This is a genomic window from Flavobacterium sp. NPDC079362 (genome assembly GCF_050267765.1).
Lineage (GTDB): Bacteria > Bacteroidota > Bacteroidia > Flavobacteriales > Flavobacteriaceae > Flavobacterium > Flavobacterium azizsancarii.
The window spans coordinates 144,681-158,416 of the sequence record NZ_JBNNFM010000009.1; the positions used below are offsets into that span (position 1 = coordinate 144,681).

A 13,736-nucleotide genomic window follows, 5' to 3' on the forward strand; every position below is an offset into this window, starting at 1 on the left:
TGTATATTGAATAAATGGAAATGTTGTAATAATAAATTCATAAAAATATAAGATTATGGTCTAGATTCAGGTAAAATTTAGTTTTATAATTATTTTTTGAAATTTTAATTGATTAAAAATCAATATTATGAAAAAATCATTGAGTGCTATTTATAATAAGTAAGCATATTAATTATATGCCAATATATAAAAAACCTCAAAAATGAAACAAAAAAATCCTAACCAATACAATACGATTACTACCAGTATACGTCTCGACGTAAATTGAGTATTAATTGTATTGTTATTAGAAAAATGTATTTATGCAACTGAGATTCTAGGTAAACGTTGTCAGGATTTTTTTAAGTACATTAAAATCGCTTGGTTTAATAAAGTAGTCCATTATGCCAAGATCTTTCATTTTGTTTTTTACTTCAGGAGGTATCGATGTTGAAAATATAATTACAGGTATATTTTTAATCACTTCTTTCTTTTTGATTTCATACAATACTTCTAATCCGTTCATGATTGGCATATTAATATCAAGAACAATCAGATCAGGAAGTATTTCATTATCAACAAGCTTTTGTATCGCCTGAACAGGATTATGGATCGCTGTATATGCAGCTACAGAAACTTCTTCAAGAGCTTCTAAGAAAAAATTGCAATCATCATAATCATCGTCGATTTGTAAAATGTTTTTATATTTCATGTTTGGGGGAATTGTATTTATAATTGTTGCAATAAGTGAGAGATAATGCGACCTGATAACCGCAAAAGTCATCAAAAAAAACAAATCAGACAGGAGGGATGAATAGCAAGATTTTTTGCATATTTTTTTATTTTTAAAGTTAAAAAAAAAGCTTGTAATACAAACAAGCCTTTTGTCAGATAAATTGTAAAAGAAAAATCATTGTTTTATAACCAGAACCGAATTGGCTTTTGTTATTTCTGCTTCTTTTTGATCACGCGTATAATCTTTATTATCACAATGCGGGACACAATTAATATTGAATACTGTAATTGAAAAAACGGTTAAAAAAAGTTTGATAATCTTCATTTTGTGGCTCTTTAAGTCTGTAACTAATTTAATTGCTTTTTGTAAATTTAGAATCATGAACAGGTACAAATTTATATAATTTTCATTTTTTTGTTGCATAATTACCACATTTTATTTAATGAAAGTATATGTTAATTGTTTGATAATGTTTCGCTTGCATGTAAATGCCGCCCTGGATTCTTAATTGAAATTTTATAATCTTACCCGAAAATAGTAGAAGTTTTTTAATCTAATTTTTTATTAATTTGAAACAAATCAATTTATTAAATTTAAAAATAACTACTATGAAAATACCAAGAGAAGTAATCAATGGGTTTTATATTTTTTTAGGAATCGCTATTTTCTTTTTATTAATGGAAGTTTTAGGTCTTTCTCACTTGTTTTATCTACGTTTATTAAATGTGCTCTTCATTTTTTACGGAGTAAACAGAACTCTAAAAATGAACCTTGCCGAAGGTAAAAACAGTTTTGTTCCCAATGCAATCTCGGCAATGGTCACGTCATTTTCCGGAGTTGTATTTAGTGTCGTGGCCTTACTTATTTATAGTTATGCAAAAGGTGGCGATGCTTATGTAAAATCATTATCAGAAGCTTTTATGTTTGGCGGCGATCCATCTGTAGCCACTTATGTTCTGTGCCTTTTATTTGAAGGAACTGCTTCATGCATTATTGTAACTTTGTTATTGATGTTGTACTGGAATAATAAATACAAAGCCGATTAATTTAGATTATGGTGTAATAATTCATTGCTTATTTCTCTGTGAGGTTGTCGATGATTTTTATTTGTAGGATAAAACACAAAAACCGCTGAATTTATATCCGGCGGTTTTTTTTAGGTTAAAAAAGAAAGAAACACAATCATCGCTGATTTAAGGGATCTTGTTCTTTTATATTAGGGTCAATGTCCTCATCGTCTTCAATAATAGGATCAGTATAATTTCGATCATTTTCTTTCCCAAAATTATCATTCTGAAGATCATAAGTATCTTTTTGATCGAAGTCACGATCTGAATCTTCGTTATCAGAATTATTGCTCTGATGTATTTTTATTTTCTAAATCGTCATCAAGATCCTGAGCAATTTCTGCATTTTTTTGAAAGTAAGGATCTTCATTATCGTCCTCTTCCAGGTCAGAAGATTTTTTATCATCCTGATCACTATACTCGTGATTTACATTGTTTGCGCTATCGTCCTGATGTTGATTTATTGCAGGATCTTTATTTTCCATAGTTTCAGAATTTATCATCTGACTTTCTGATTGAGATTGACGTTGGCTTTGTCCAAATCTCTCGTTATCTGCTATTCCCATAATAAGTAGTTTTAAAATTAATTTTTTTAGCTTAGCTGATGTTTTAAACCAGCATTTGCATTCTTAAAGAGAATTTAGAATAATTACTAAACCAAAACAGAAGCTCAAAGAAACTTAATCTTTAATCGGTTGTTTTTTGAGCTGCTGTTTAAAATTTTTAATTATTGCGTAAGGCGTGTATTAATTCTTTCTTAGACATTGTAGATCGTCCTTTTATATCCGCTTTTTTTGCTTCAGAATAAATTTCCTCTCTTGTTCTGTCTGCATAATCATCTCTTGAGCCTCCTCTTTTTTCGGCTCCCTTACTGTTAGATATTCGCGCTGATTTTTCTTTGCTGTAACCTTTATCGCGCAATGCTTCGTATTGGTCCTTGTCTTTTATTTGTGGACCCGGGTCTTTTCCTGGCATAATAATTTAATTTAAAGTTTGTACTGTTTATTGATAGATTCTAATAAATTAGAAAGTATTATTTTGCTATCCGGAACACCAAAATCCTATGGTATTCATTAAGTCTTTATCCTGCTTAAAACCTTTTAGGTTTAAAAGGATCGGGTTCATTAATATTCGGATTTTGTTTGTCTAAATTTTTGTCTGAATATCTAAGTTTATCTTCCTTGTCAAAATCTGTATTCTCGAAATCAGTTTGATCTTTTCGATCTAAATCGTCATTATTAAAAGCATCTCTTAGATTATCTTCCCTGATATCGTCATCTTCGACATCATTGTCGTACGAATCATAATCGTTGTTCAGAGGATCTGAATCTTTATTTGAATTGTTGTGGTTTAAATTGGCATTCTTTAAACCATTATCCTGATCCGGTTCATCTTCGTTTGCATTATATTCGTCCAATGTTCTTCTGCTGGGATCGTTATCAGAATCATTCTCTAGACTATTGTTTCTATTTTCCTGATCCGGAGTGGTTTCATTTTGAGCAGATGAACTTTTGTATTCTTCTCCGGTTTTCGTCTCACTCTGATCGCGATTAAGGGGATCTGTATTTTCAGTAGTATCCTGAGTAGCGCGCTGTCCTTCTGAATAAAAATTGCGATCTTCCCGATCGAAATTTTCGCTGTTTTTGTTGTTCATAATTTAAATTTTTATAATTATCAATTATTTTTTGTGTGTATGTTTTTGTTGATTATTACTTATCATATTTTAAGTCAAAATAATGCCAACAACTATTATTTTTCTAATTCTAAATAAGATTTGAAACTTGTAATATCATCTTTAACAATTTTTTCGAAATAAGGATTAAGAAGCTGCGCCGCTTTTTCGCCAATAACACCAAAAGGAGCGTGGTAAGAAATCGTTACATCAATTTCTGTATGTTTTCCTTTAGGTTTAAAAACAATTTTCCCAACATTTTTTATAGAAGCATCAGGAAGTGACTGCCAGCTCAAAAAAGTATTTTTTTCATCTTTTACAATTTCTGCTTCCCAGGTCAATCTTCCAATTCCCGCCGGACCTTTTGCTGTCCATTCAGATTTTGATTGGTTAATTGTTTTTACAGATTCAAGATGACTCATAAATTTTGGCATATTTTCAAGGTCACGCCAGAATTCATATACTTCGTTTACAGGTTTTTTGATCACGCTGTTGATCCTGATGTTGACATTAGCAGCTTTGCTTTGCTGCAAATTGTCGACAGGATCATAAACCGGACAATAACCGCTAACGCCTCGCAGAAGCATTGAACCTCCCAAAGTACTTTTTGATAAACTTTTTTTGTTGCGTGACAAACCATCATATAAAAGATAGGCACCGCTTGCAACCATAATTATTCGCTCAATCGCAGATACATTTTTTTTAAGATGTAAAGGATTCAGTGCACTCGACGAATGTGAAGTTTTTGTTTCCATTTTTTATTCTTTTTTGATTTATAAATTCATTTAATAGTAATTCGAAAATTATAATAAGTGCTTGTAAATCAATTATAAAATAGGAACCTCAGATTTATATTATTTTCATAAAATCTTACTTGATTATTTTTTTAAAGGTTTTAGCAACGCTGATGTTTAATTAGTTGACTGTGAATTTTGTAAAAACGAACATTCTATTTTGTAAGATTCATGTTATGGTTCTTTATAAATTCGAATAGTGTAATTTTTTAGAACAATTGTGAGGGAAAAATCCTTTGAAGAAATCTCTTTACAATAAAGGAATTATAGACTTGTTGCAATAAAATTGAATTTGAAAGCGCAGAAACATTACTATTAAAATTATATGGTTATGGATTGAATAGTATTTCACTTTTAAGAATTTAAATGAATCTGTTTTTCTCATTAATTCCAGTTGCCAATTAATAAAATGTAGTCCCTACGGGACAAAACAGGTATGAATAAATTGATTTCTACCAATATGTAATCTCTGCGAGATATTTTTTTTGTTACTCTGTTAGGAGTTAAATATTGGCAGTAATATTGTTAGTAATATTGGTGATAGAATAATAAAAATTACGAGAAAAAATATCCCGTAGATTGAATTTATTTAGAGCCAAATATTTATTGAATCATTAAATCAGCAACTTGAATTAATTATGTACTAATACTTAATATTAAAAAAATGGATCAAATACGAAATCTCATTGTTATTGGAGCATCAGCGGGAGGTATTAAGGCAATTTCTAAAATAGTCAATGGATTTCCGGAAACAATTGATGCAGCTGTTCTGGTGGTTCTTCATGTATCGAGAAAGTCAAGTCCGGAAAATATTGTTCAGATATTTCAAAGAAATACAAATTTGAAATGTGTAGTTGCAAAAGATGAAACGGAAATTGAAAAAGGAACTATATACATTGCTCCGCCAGAACATCATTTGATGGTAAATGGTGCTACTGTACATTTGAATCAGGGTCCGGAAGAAAATAGACATCGCCCATCTGTTGATGTGTTATTTCGTTCTGCAGCAGTACATTTTGGACATAAAGCAATAGGTGTGATTGAAAGTGGTATGTTATATGACGGAACTTCAGGAATGCAGGCTATTAAAAGTTGCGGAGGACTTTGTATTGTACAAGATCCGGAGCAGGCTGAATATGCTGATATGCCAAGAAATGTACTAAATAAAATAAGGGTTAATTATATGGCTGAACTGGAAGAAATACCTGTTATTATTCAAAATATTTTAAATAAACCCCTTCCTCCAAAAATTGCTATTCCACATGAATTGAAAATTGAAGTAAATATAACCGAAAAACTAATGAGCGATATTAATCAGTTAAAAAGGATTGCGGATCATAGTGATTTTTCATGTCCGGATTGCGGCGGTGGATTATGGAAAATAAAAGAAGATCCCACTCACAGATACAGATGTCATATTGGGCATGTTTATTCTGAGAAAATGCTGCACGAACTTCAGGACTTAAAAATCGAAGAATCGATTTGGGTATCCATCAGAATGTTAGAAGAAAAAAGAAATATGCTTCGTTTATTATCTGAGCGCAGAAACCGCAGGGATCATGACGAGACCGTTTCATCATTTAATAAAAGAATTAATGACATCGATGAACACATAAAAAGATTAAAGTCTTTTGTAATCAATATATCATCAAATACTTTATCAGGAGATTAGAAATTTATAGGTGAAAAGTGGTAAGTTTTGATGAAATTTTTCAATATCCTGAATCCCATTACAGCATCTTACAAAATCTAAAAAGCCTTCAAAATCGTCGATACTGAAGGCTTTTTAGTCAGTGGTATAATTAATAATGTACATATAAAATTGTGTTAGTAAGAACAAAAAATAAGCAGTTTTTGTTTATGGATTACCTTCTCCGCCACTTGATCCATAAATCTGGCCTGTTGCATAACTGGCGTCATTAGCAGCAAGCTGCACATATATAGAAGCAAGTTCAGCCGGTTGTCCGGGTCTTCCCATTGGTGTTTGAGAACCAAATTCTTTTAGTTTTTCCATCGTAGCACCTCCACTTACTTGCAATGCCGTCCAGATTGGTCCCGGAGCAACACCATTTACCCTGATGCCTTTTGGAGCAAGTTGTTTCGCAAGTGATTTAATATAATTTGTTGTGGCTGCTTTTGTCTGAGCGTAGTCATATAAATCCTCAGTAGGAGCATAGGCTTGTACAGAACTTGTGCCAATAATTGATGCGCCCGGTTTGAGATGCGGAAGCGCCGCTTTGATAATCCAGAAAGGAGCATAAATATTGGTTTTCATAGTCCAGTCGAATTCCTCAGTCGAAATATCCAATATAGAAGCATGTGTTTGTTGTCGTGCAGCATTGTTGACCACAATGTCAAGACCGCCCAGCGCTTTTACAGCTTGTTCAACAAGGGATTTGCAGAATTGCTCGTTACGTAAATCTCCGGGAATTGCAACAGCTTTGCGTCCTTCGGCTTTTATTAGTTCAATTACCTCTTTGGCATCTTCTTCTTCGGTGGGGTAATAATTTATGGCAACGTCCGCGCCTTCTCTTGCATAAGCAATCGCTGCGGCGCGTCCCATTCCGGAATCACCACCAGTTATTAATGCTTTACGGCCTTTTAAGCGACCGGAACCTTTATAGCTTTTCTCGCCATGATCCGGGCGTGGATCCATTTTACTGACAAGTCCCGGCCATGGCTGGGATTGTTCTTTAAAAGGTGGTCGGGGATATTTTGTAGTAGGATCTTCAGGTATATTCATCATCGGAATTTCATTTAATGTAAATGCATTGGCCATAATCGGGTTAAATGCTGCTGTGGCAAATACTGCTCCCATACCGGTAAGTGCAGAGCGACGGGATATTTTATTTTTGGTTTCCATAATATTATATTTTCCGTTCTTTAAAAAATGTTCTCAGGATTTGTTTTCCTTATCTAAATCTGAAAAACTCTTCCTGATTCTCCCTGATCTTTTCTTTCAAACGTATTAGAAAATTCACTGTTTAGGTATTTAGGTTCTTCGCCCCAACATAAAAGCTGCTCTTTTGTCGATTGGTAAACCTGCTCAATATGATTGCGCTCAAATGTTTCCATGTACATTGGAGAATCCTCTGATAAAAATACTTGTTGTGTGTACTGTGTTGAATTAGCTGTTTTCATAGTAGTGAAATATTTAAATTTGATTTTGCAGCAACGATGATTTTATGTTTCTGCTTTTTTTAATTGTGTTTATAGGGTATATTTAATCAAAAAGAGTTCTGATTTTTTTCTTGTAATCAAACAGATTTATGAGAACTCTTATGCTTAAACTCAAAACCAAATTTAAAAAGAGACGTATTGATATATTTATATAATTTTAGATTTTAGTTATTTAATCTTCAGTAGTTTGGGTGTGGTAATCGTAAGAAATCGTGTATTATGCGGACATAAAAAAGCTAGTTCTGTAAACAAGCTTCTCTATTTTTATAATTCGAATTAATACTATTTTATAGTAAAGTCATTCTCTTTTAATGCTTCGGCAACCTTTATCACAACTTCTGATCTGTGTTTGCCATCTGTCACAGTGCGATCAGTTTTTACCCAATAGCGAATGTTGATTTGTATCGTATTTCCTGTAATGCCCGATACAACTGCAGAATTAGAATAGCCTTTGTCAACTACGGCAATATCTGTTTTCATGACGTTAGCAATAATTTCAATCGCTTTTCTGTAATCTGATCCGTATTCAAGACCAATGGTAAAATCCTGCAATAAATATCCTTCGCTGTTAAAATTAACCAGAGTGTTTTTGATCAAAAGAGCATTTGGGATATAAATATTTTTACTGTCACTTTTTACCTGTATATCACGAAGGTTCAATGCTACAACTTTTCCTTTTACGCCGTTGCTTTCTATAATATCACCAACAGAAAATGGTCTTTTGAAAGCCAATAGAATTCCGGCAAGAAAGTTTTCGCCAATATCTTTAAGAGCAAATCCTATTACAAATGCTGATATTCCTGCACCGGCCAAGACACTTTGTGCTACACCGTTAAGAGCAATAACGCGAAACATAAACAAGAGTCCAATGATAATAAGAACAGCCTTGATTAAATTGGCGATAAAAGTAGCCAATAACGGATCATGCATTCTTGTCTTTAATTTGCGATCGGCAAATACTTTTACACGTGCTGCAATAAACCATGAGATTAAAACAACCAGAATGGCCAATAAAATTTTTGGAGTAATATCTACCAGACCGTAATAATATCCTTCGATATGCTTGAGAATGTCATGAAAAAAATTATCCATACTAATACATAGTTTGCTTTGTACTAAAATTAAATTTTCATTTTTATAATTGACTTATATAATTCTTACTGTTTATTATAAAATTTTATCTCCTTGTTTTTAGTCTTGTTAAGTTTGACAATTGGAATTTTTGCAAACCAGCAATTATAGACAAATCAATTGATTTTTATACTCAAAAAGTTAGCCGGCAGGATAAGCGGAAATAATCAAATAGGCAATAATTATCATACTCATTACAAAAATCACTACCGTAATTACCGTTAACATCATGGTAGAATACAAGTATTTTCCCTGTTCCAGAAGTTTAGAAGATTGTCTGTATCTAAAATACGACAGCAATATGGTAATGGCTCCGGTGATTACCAAAGCAATCCCTATTAAAATAGTAGATCCGTTTTTAGGAAGGTCAGGTTCCTTAAAAAATGTAGAAGGAATCTGATTCACAAACAAAGAAAATTTTACGATAACGAATCCAAAGACCATAATACCAATTCCGGTTCTGATCCAGGACAAAAATGTTCTTTCATTTGCCATTTGGTCATTTGCCAAATTTTTATTTTCGTTGTCCATATTTTTAAAAATTATATTATAAGAACCATTTAGGGCAATTCACAAAAAATTAATTAAACACATAGTTCCCAAGACCAATGACAATAAGTAAAGAAAATAGCTATAATGCTTTTGCAGAATAAATCTCACGAAAGTCGCAAAGAATATGTATCTGAACTTGAGCGCTTTGCGACTTTGCCGATTTTTTTAGTAATAATTGTATATAAAAACTTAATTTATGACTTAGGGACAATTGTTAAAATATAATTGCACCTAAGAGGTTATAAGATTCTAATCTCAACCTGTGCCACCCTGAACCCAATGAAGTGCCTGATCGTAAAATTCTTTTTTGAACCCGCGAAAATTACCGGGCACTACATAACCAAATGCATTGGTAAAAGAAATAGCTTTTTCTGAGTTGGTGACGATGGCGGCTCTGTTCCACTTCCCGAAATTTTTAAGACCTATAAAAGCGTCTTCGAGCCACGCTGTTGCCGTAAAATTTTCGAGATCAGTATCAATTAAAAATAGAAAGTTGATTTCGTCAATTTGTTCTACCAGATTTTTTACCGCAGGTGCGATTATCGTTTTGTAATCGTTTGCCGTGACCTCGCCAAGAGCCCTGAAAGCCACTACATTTTTGGGTGCATTAAGTACTTGTATCATCCGTATATTTATTATTATTATTATTATAATTATTATTATTATTTGAGTTTTGGTAAATGAATTTTTTATTTGATATGAATCTGACTCAGATTTGTTTTTGCAGGACCGTTTGTTACCACGCCATCGCAAGAGAAACGTGAACCGTGGCAAGGGCAGTCAAAAGATTTTTCGTCGTTATTCCAATTAACAATACAGCCCAAATGCGGACAAACTGCCGAAAATGCTCTTAAGCTATTGTCATAATCGCGATACACCGCAATTTTTTTGAGTCCTGAGGATAAAATTCCCCCTTCGCCATGATTAAGATCTGCTACATTTTTTAAGTCAGATGCCGCAATCCAATCCAGATATTGTGCGGCTGTATTTCCGGCTTCTTTGGCAAAATCTACAGCAGTTTTCAAAGTAATTCTGGACGGATTGTAGAGATCTTCCCATTTGTTTTTAATTCCCAAAATACTATCACTTATAATCAAGGCGCCAATCGTAGCATGCGTCATTCCGTTGCCTGAATCTCCCGTGATGATATAAATATGATCATCACCGGGATTCTTGCCCATAAATCCTAACGAATCTACAGGTTCCATAACCTGACCGGACCATTTGTACGTGATCTCTTCAAGCGCGGGAAAATAATTTTTTGTCCATGCTTCGAGTCTTGCGTATCGTTCTGATTCTGAAATGCCTTCTTCGTCTGCCTGACCAGTTTTATGATCTTCACCGCCCGAAATCAATAAATCGTATTGATCATCAAAACTTTCTAAGCGCACATAATGATAAGGTTGAGAAACCCATTTAGAATCTGCATCGCCAGTATCCCACCAAAGCGAATAAGGTAGTTTTCCTTTTGGGATTTTCCCGGCAATAACATAAGTTCTGTAAGCAAATTGTTTGGTATGCATTGTGAGCGTATCATTGACCGGAGTATTTGTAGCCACCACAATATCCTTGGCCGAAAAAGTATAACCATTAACTATGGCACCGTTTTTAGTTATTTTATCAGCTCGTGCTTCGGTAAATATTTGTCCTCCAAGCGCAACAATTGCCTGTGCAAGTCCTTGTAAATAATGCAGAATATGAAATTGTGCCTGATTATAAAAAGCCAGACAATTTATTCCTTCACCACCTATTATAGCAGGAATATGATCTAAAATACCCGTATTTAAACCTGCATTTTGCGTAGCTTCAAATTCTTTTTGCAAATTTTTCTCTTTGTCACTTGGGTGAAGAAATAGATAGCCATTTACCCTCATAAAGTTGCAGTCAATATTGAGATCCTTTACATTTTTTTCGATTTCATCAATTGCTGCAGTATGACTTTCGGCAGCCAGTTTTGCGGCTTCTTTTCCAAAAGTATCTTCGAGAAAATAATAACGGTCGTCTAATGCAGCAGTCAAGTGAGCTGTTGTACGCCCAGTTTCGCCACTTCCTATAAAACCGTCCTCAACCAGAGTTACCTTTTTGCCCGCTTTTACTAATTTGTATGCCGTAGAAAGTCCGGCAATTCCGCCGCCAATAATTAATACCTCTGTTTCAATATCTCTATTGGGTTTATCAAAAGCAATTATCGCAGTAGAATCTATCCAAAAAGATACATTGTCTCCGGATGTTATATTGCCGGAGTCGAATTTGTCGTGTAATGGTGCCATATTGTTTGTGTTTAGTTTAACAGGCACAGAATTACTATCTAAAAGCCTGAATCTCTCAAAATTATAAAATGATGTGTGCTAGAGGTTTATAAAATATTGTAGGACTTTTATATGATTACCAGTTGTTTTATATGTAAGGATTTTTGAATAAAGTATAAGGTTAAGAGGTTTAATATGAGTTACTTACAAGCCTATTAATTTTAAAAAGCTTAGTATGAAAGCAGCAGTTATACACGGACCGGGTTCCGTAAAATACGATACGGTCGATGACCCGAAATTACAGGCCAATGACGATATTATTCTTAAAGTAACTTCTACAGCAATCTGCGGATCAGATTTGCACATTTATTCAGGTGGTTTGCCACAGCCGAGGCCTATGGTTCTGGGACACGAATTTATGGGAATAGTCGAAGAAACGGGATCAGCAGTTACACATCTTAAAAGAGGCGATCGCGTTGTTGTACCATTTCCTATTGCCTGCGGAAATTGTTTTTTTTGTAACCACGATGTTCCCGGAAATTGTGAGCACAGTAATCCGGAACATTACGGACCGGAAGGAGGAATCCTGACTGAAAAAGGCGGAGCACTTTTTGGCTACACAGATCTTTACGGCGGTTATGATGGCGGACAAGCACAATATGTTCGGGTTCCTTATGCCAATTACGGACCAAGAGTTGTTCCAGACAGTCTGACAGATGAACAATTATTATTTCTAACGGATATTTTTCCAACCGGATATACAGGAGTAGATTGGGGAGAAGTAAAAGGAGGAGAAACCGTTGCCATATTTGGTTCTGGACCTGTGGGACTTATGGCTGCAAAAAGTGCCTGGCTTCGCGGAGCTGCTCAGGTCATTGTTGTCGATACACTTCAATACCGACTGGATAAGGCAAAAGCCACAACAGGATGTACTACTATTTTATGGGAAGATGGCGCCAAAGATGTTGTCGAGCAAATTCGTGCACTCACACAAGGACGTGGTGCAGATGTTTGCATTGATGCCGTAGGGTTTGAGCCGGAACGTAATCTTGGCGACAGAATCAAAGCGACGATTAATTTCGAAAAAGGATCTATTAAAGTATTAGAAGCTTGTATGAGCGCTGTAAGAAGAAGCGGTATTGTTTCGGTATTAGGCGTTTATCCTGTGAATTATGATAATTTTCCGCTTGGGCAATTTTTCGATAAAGGAATAATCCTTAAAGGCGGTCAGGCTCCGGCACACAAACATATCGACAAACTTTTAGAATATGTCGTTCAGGGAAAAGTACAACTGGATGATATTATCACACACAGACTTCCGTTGTCTGAGATTTCGCATGCTTATGATATCTTCAAAAAACGTGAAGACGGCTGTGTAAAAGTGGTACTCGATCCATGGCAATAATCACTTTATAAATTCAAACAAACAAAAGATTTTAGTATTGAATTTATAGCATCTGCATTATACTATAATCTCACAATTTATTATAAAATAAGGACAACGTATTGAAAATGCGAATCCTGTAAAAATGAAAAATAAATTTGTAAACGATAGAAAATCAGCTTCTTTAAATTTGAATTATAACTTAAAAATTTAAAATTATGAAAACTGCAACAAAAAGTACAACCAGTACAAAGAATACAACCAGTAAAAGTAAAACAGCAACTTCTGGTACAAAAGTTAAAGCGAAGTCAAGCGCTGCCGAAGGATTAAGAGAACTCTTTGTAGATTCGCTTAAAGATATCTATTGGGCAGAAAAAGCGTTAACCAAAGCGCTGCCAAAAATGGCAAAAAATGCAACTTCAGAAAATCTAATTACTACCATCAACGATCATTTGGCCGTGACTCAGGAACAAATAACAAGACTGGAACAAGTTTTTGAAATTATAGGAGAAAAAGCAGCAGCAAAAAAATGCGATGCGATGGAAGGACTTATCAAAGAAGGCGAAAGCATTATGGAAGAAACACAACCTGGTCCTGTTCGTGATGCTGGAATTATCGCCGCTTCTCAAAAAATCGAACATTATGAAATCGCTACTTACGGAACTTTAGCCGCATTTGCGGAAACATTAGGAGAGCAGGAAGCTGTAGAATTATTGAAAGCAACACTCGAAGAAGAAAAAGAAGCAGACACTTTACTAACAGATGCCGCGTACAATACCATAAATTTTGATGCCGCTGATGATGAAGTTGAAGAAAAATAATTTCTGATAACCTGTGTCAAATAATTGATACAGGTTTTTTTATTTAATTGTTTTTATATCAATTTCAAAAAATAAAAAAGTAGCTGTCTCAAAACTGAGTCAGCTACTTTTTTTTAATTTGTATTTTTATTAAGAATTTTGTAAATTTAATCAGTGTTAAGTAACTGATTA

Annotated in this window: 15 protein-coding genes; 4 read left to right on the forward strand and 11 right to left on the reverse strand. The window is 34.1% G+C overall.

Annotated features, from left to right (window positions below):
- Nucleotides 1-316 precede the first annotated feature (316 nt).
- Nucleotides 317-691 (reverse strand): response regulator, encoded by a 375-nt coding sequence (locus ACQKCJ_RS10705; protein ID WP_271335752.1) that lies wholly within the window; start codon nucleotides 689-691, stop codon nucleotides 317-319.
- Nucleotides 692-1,323: 632 nt separating this feature from the next.
- Here ACQKCJ_RS10705 and ACQKCJ_RS10710 point away from each other — a divergent pair.
- On the forward strand, nucleotides 1,324-1,761 hold the full coding sequence (locus ACQKCJ_RS10710; RefSeq protein ID WP_271335753.1) for a hypothetical protein: 438 nt from the start codon (nucleotides 1,324-1,326) through the stop codon (nucleotides 1,759-1,761).
- A 305-nt stretch (nucleotides 1,762-2,066) separates the two neighbouring features.
- On the opposite strand, the gene ACQKCJ_RS10715 is transcribed toward ACQKCJ_RS10710, so the two are convergent.
- The 4 genes from ACQKCJ_RS10715 to ACQKCJ_RS10730 all read right to left on the reverse strand — a co-directional run bounded on the left by ACQKCJ_RS10715 (nucleotide 2,067) and on the right by ACQKCJ_RS10730 (nucleotide 4,209).
- Complete coding sequence (locus ACQKCJ_RS10715) at nucleotides 2,067-2,348, reverse strand: hypothetical protein (RefSeq protein WP_271335754.1); 282 nt, start codon at nucleotides 2,346-2,348, stop codon at nucleotides 2,067-2,069.
- A 157-nt stretch (nucleotides 2,349-2,505) separates the two neighbouring features.
- Nucleotides 2,506-2,757: a DUF7218 family protein gene (locus tag ACQKCJ_RS10720; protein ID WP_271335755.1), complete on the reverse strand. Its 252-nt coding sequence runs from the start codon at nucleotides 2,755-2,757 to the stop codon at nucleotides 2,506-2,508.
- A 115-nt stretch (nucleotides 2,758-2,872) separates the two neighbouring features.
- Nucleotides 2,873-3,436, reverse strand: coding sequence for a hypothetical protein (locus ACQKCJ_RS10725; protein ID WP_271335756.1), 564 nt, complete (start codon nucleotides 3,434-3,436; stop codon nucleotides 2,873-2,875).
- Nucleotides 3,437-3,531: 95 nt separating this feature from the next.
- Complete coding sequence (locus ACQKCJ_RS10730) at nucleotides 3,532-4,209, reverse strand: SRPBCC family protein (protein ID WP_271335757.1); 678 nt, start codon at nucleotides 4,207-4,209, stop codon at nucleotides 3,532-3,534.
- Nucleotides 4,210-4,912: 703 nt separating this feature from the next.
- Here ACQKCJ_RS10730 and ACQKCJ_RS10735 point away from each other — a divergent pair.
- Entirely contained in the window at nucleotides 4,913-5,920 is a 1,008-nt protein-coding gene (locus ACQKCJ_RS10735; protein ID WP_271335758.1) for a chemotaxis protein CheB, read from the forward strand.
- A gap of 186 nt (nucleotides 5,921-6,106) precedes the next feature.
- On the opposite strand, the gene ACQKCJ_RS10740 is transcribed toward ACQKCJ_RS10735, so the two are convergent.
- The 6 genes from ACQKCJ_RS10740 to ACQKCJ_RS10765 form a co-directional block, all read right to left on the reverse strand.
- Nucleotides 6,107-7,111 carry an SDR family oxidoreductase gene (locus ACQKCJ_RS10740; RefSeq protein WP_427402006.1) on the reverse strand — a complete coding sequence of 335 codons (1,005 nt, stop codon included), beginning with the start codon at nucleotides 7,109-7,111 and terminating at the stop codon, nucleotides 6,107-6,109.
- Nucleotides 7,112-7,164: 53 nt separating this feature from the next.
- Nucleotides 7,165-7,389 (reverse strand): hypothetical protein, encoded by a 225-nt coding sequence (locus ACQKCJ_RS10745; RefSeq protein WP_271335760.1) that lies wholly within the window; start codon nucleotides 7,387-7,389, stop codon nucleotides 7,165-7,167.
- A 321-nt stretch (nucleotides 7,390-7,710) separates the two neighbouring features.
- Nucleotides 7,711-8,520: a mechanosensitive ion channel family protein gene (locus tag ACQKCJ_RS10750; protein ID WP_427402007.1), complete on the reverse strand. Its 810-nt coding sequence runs from the start codon at nucleotides 8,518-8,520 to the stop codon at nucleotides 7,711-7,713.
- A 180-nt stretch (nucleotides 8,521-8,700) separates the two neighbouring features.
- Nucleotides 8,701-9,090 (reverse strand): YidH family protein, encoded by a 390-nt coding sequence (locus tag ACQKCJ_RS10755; protein WP_271335763.1) that lies wholly within the window; start codon nucleotides 9,088-9,090, stop codon nucleotides 8,701-8,703.
- Between the two features lie 276 nt (nucleotides 9,091-9,366).
- The gene (locus ACQKCJ_RS10760) at nucleotides 9,367-9,735 is read right to left on the reverse strand and encodes an STAS/SEC14 domain-containing protein (protein WP_427402008.1); all 369 of its coding nucleotides are present in this window, start codon (nucleotides 9,733-9,735) and stop codon (nucleotides 9,367-9,369) included.
- 65 nt (nucleotides 9,736-9,800) lie between these two features.
- Complete coding sequence (locus tag ACQKCJ_RS10765; RefSeq protein ID WP_271335765.1) at nucleotides 9,801-11,381, reverse strand: FAD-dependent oxidoreductase; 1,581 nt, start codon at nucleotides 11,379-11,381, stop codon at nucleotides 9,801-9,803.
- A gap of 214 nt (nucleotides 11,382-11,595) precedes the next feature.
- On the opposite strand from ACQKCJ_RS10765, the gene ACQKCJ_RS10770 reads away from it, so the two are divergent.
- Nucleotides 11,596-12,765 (forward strand): zinc-dependent alcohol dehydrogenase, encoded by a 1,170-nt coding sequence (locus tag ACQKCJ_RS10770; protein WP_271335766.1) that lies wholly within the window; start codon nucleotides 11,596-11,598, stop codon nucleotides 12,763-12,765.
- 197 nt (nucleotides 12,766-12,962) lie between these two features.
- Nucleotides 12,963-13,565 (forward strand): ferritin-like domain-containing protein, encoded by a 603-nt coding sequence (locus tag ACQKCJ_RS10775; protein WP_271335767.1) that lies wholly within the window; start codon nucleotides 12,963-12,965, stop codon nucleotides 13,563-13,565.
- Nucleotides 13,566-13,736: the final 171 nt, after the last annotated feature.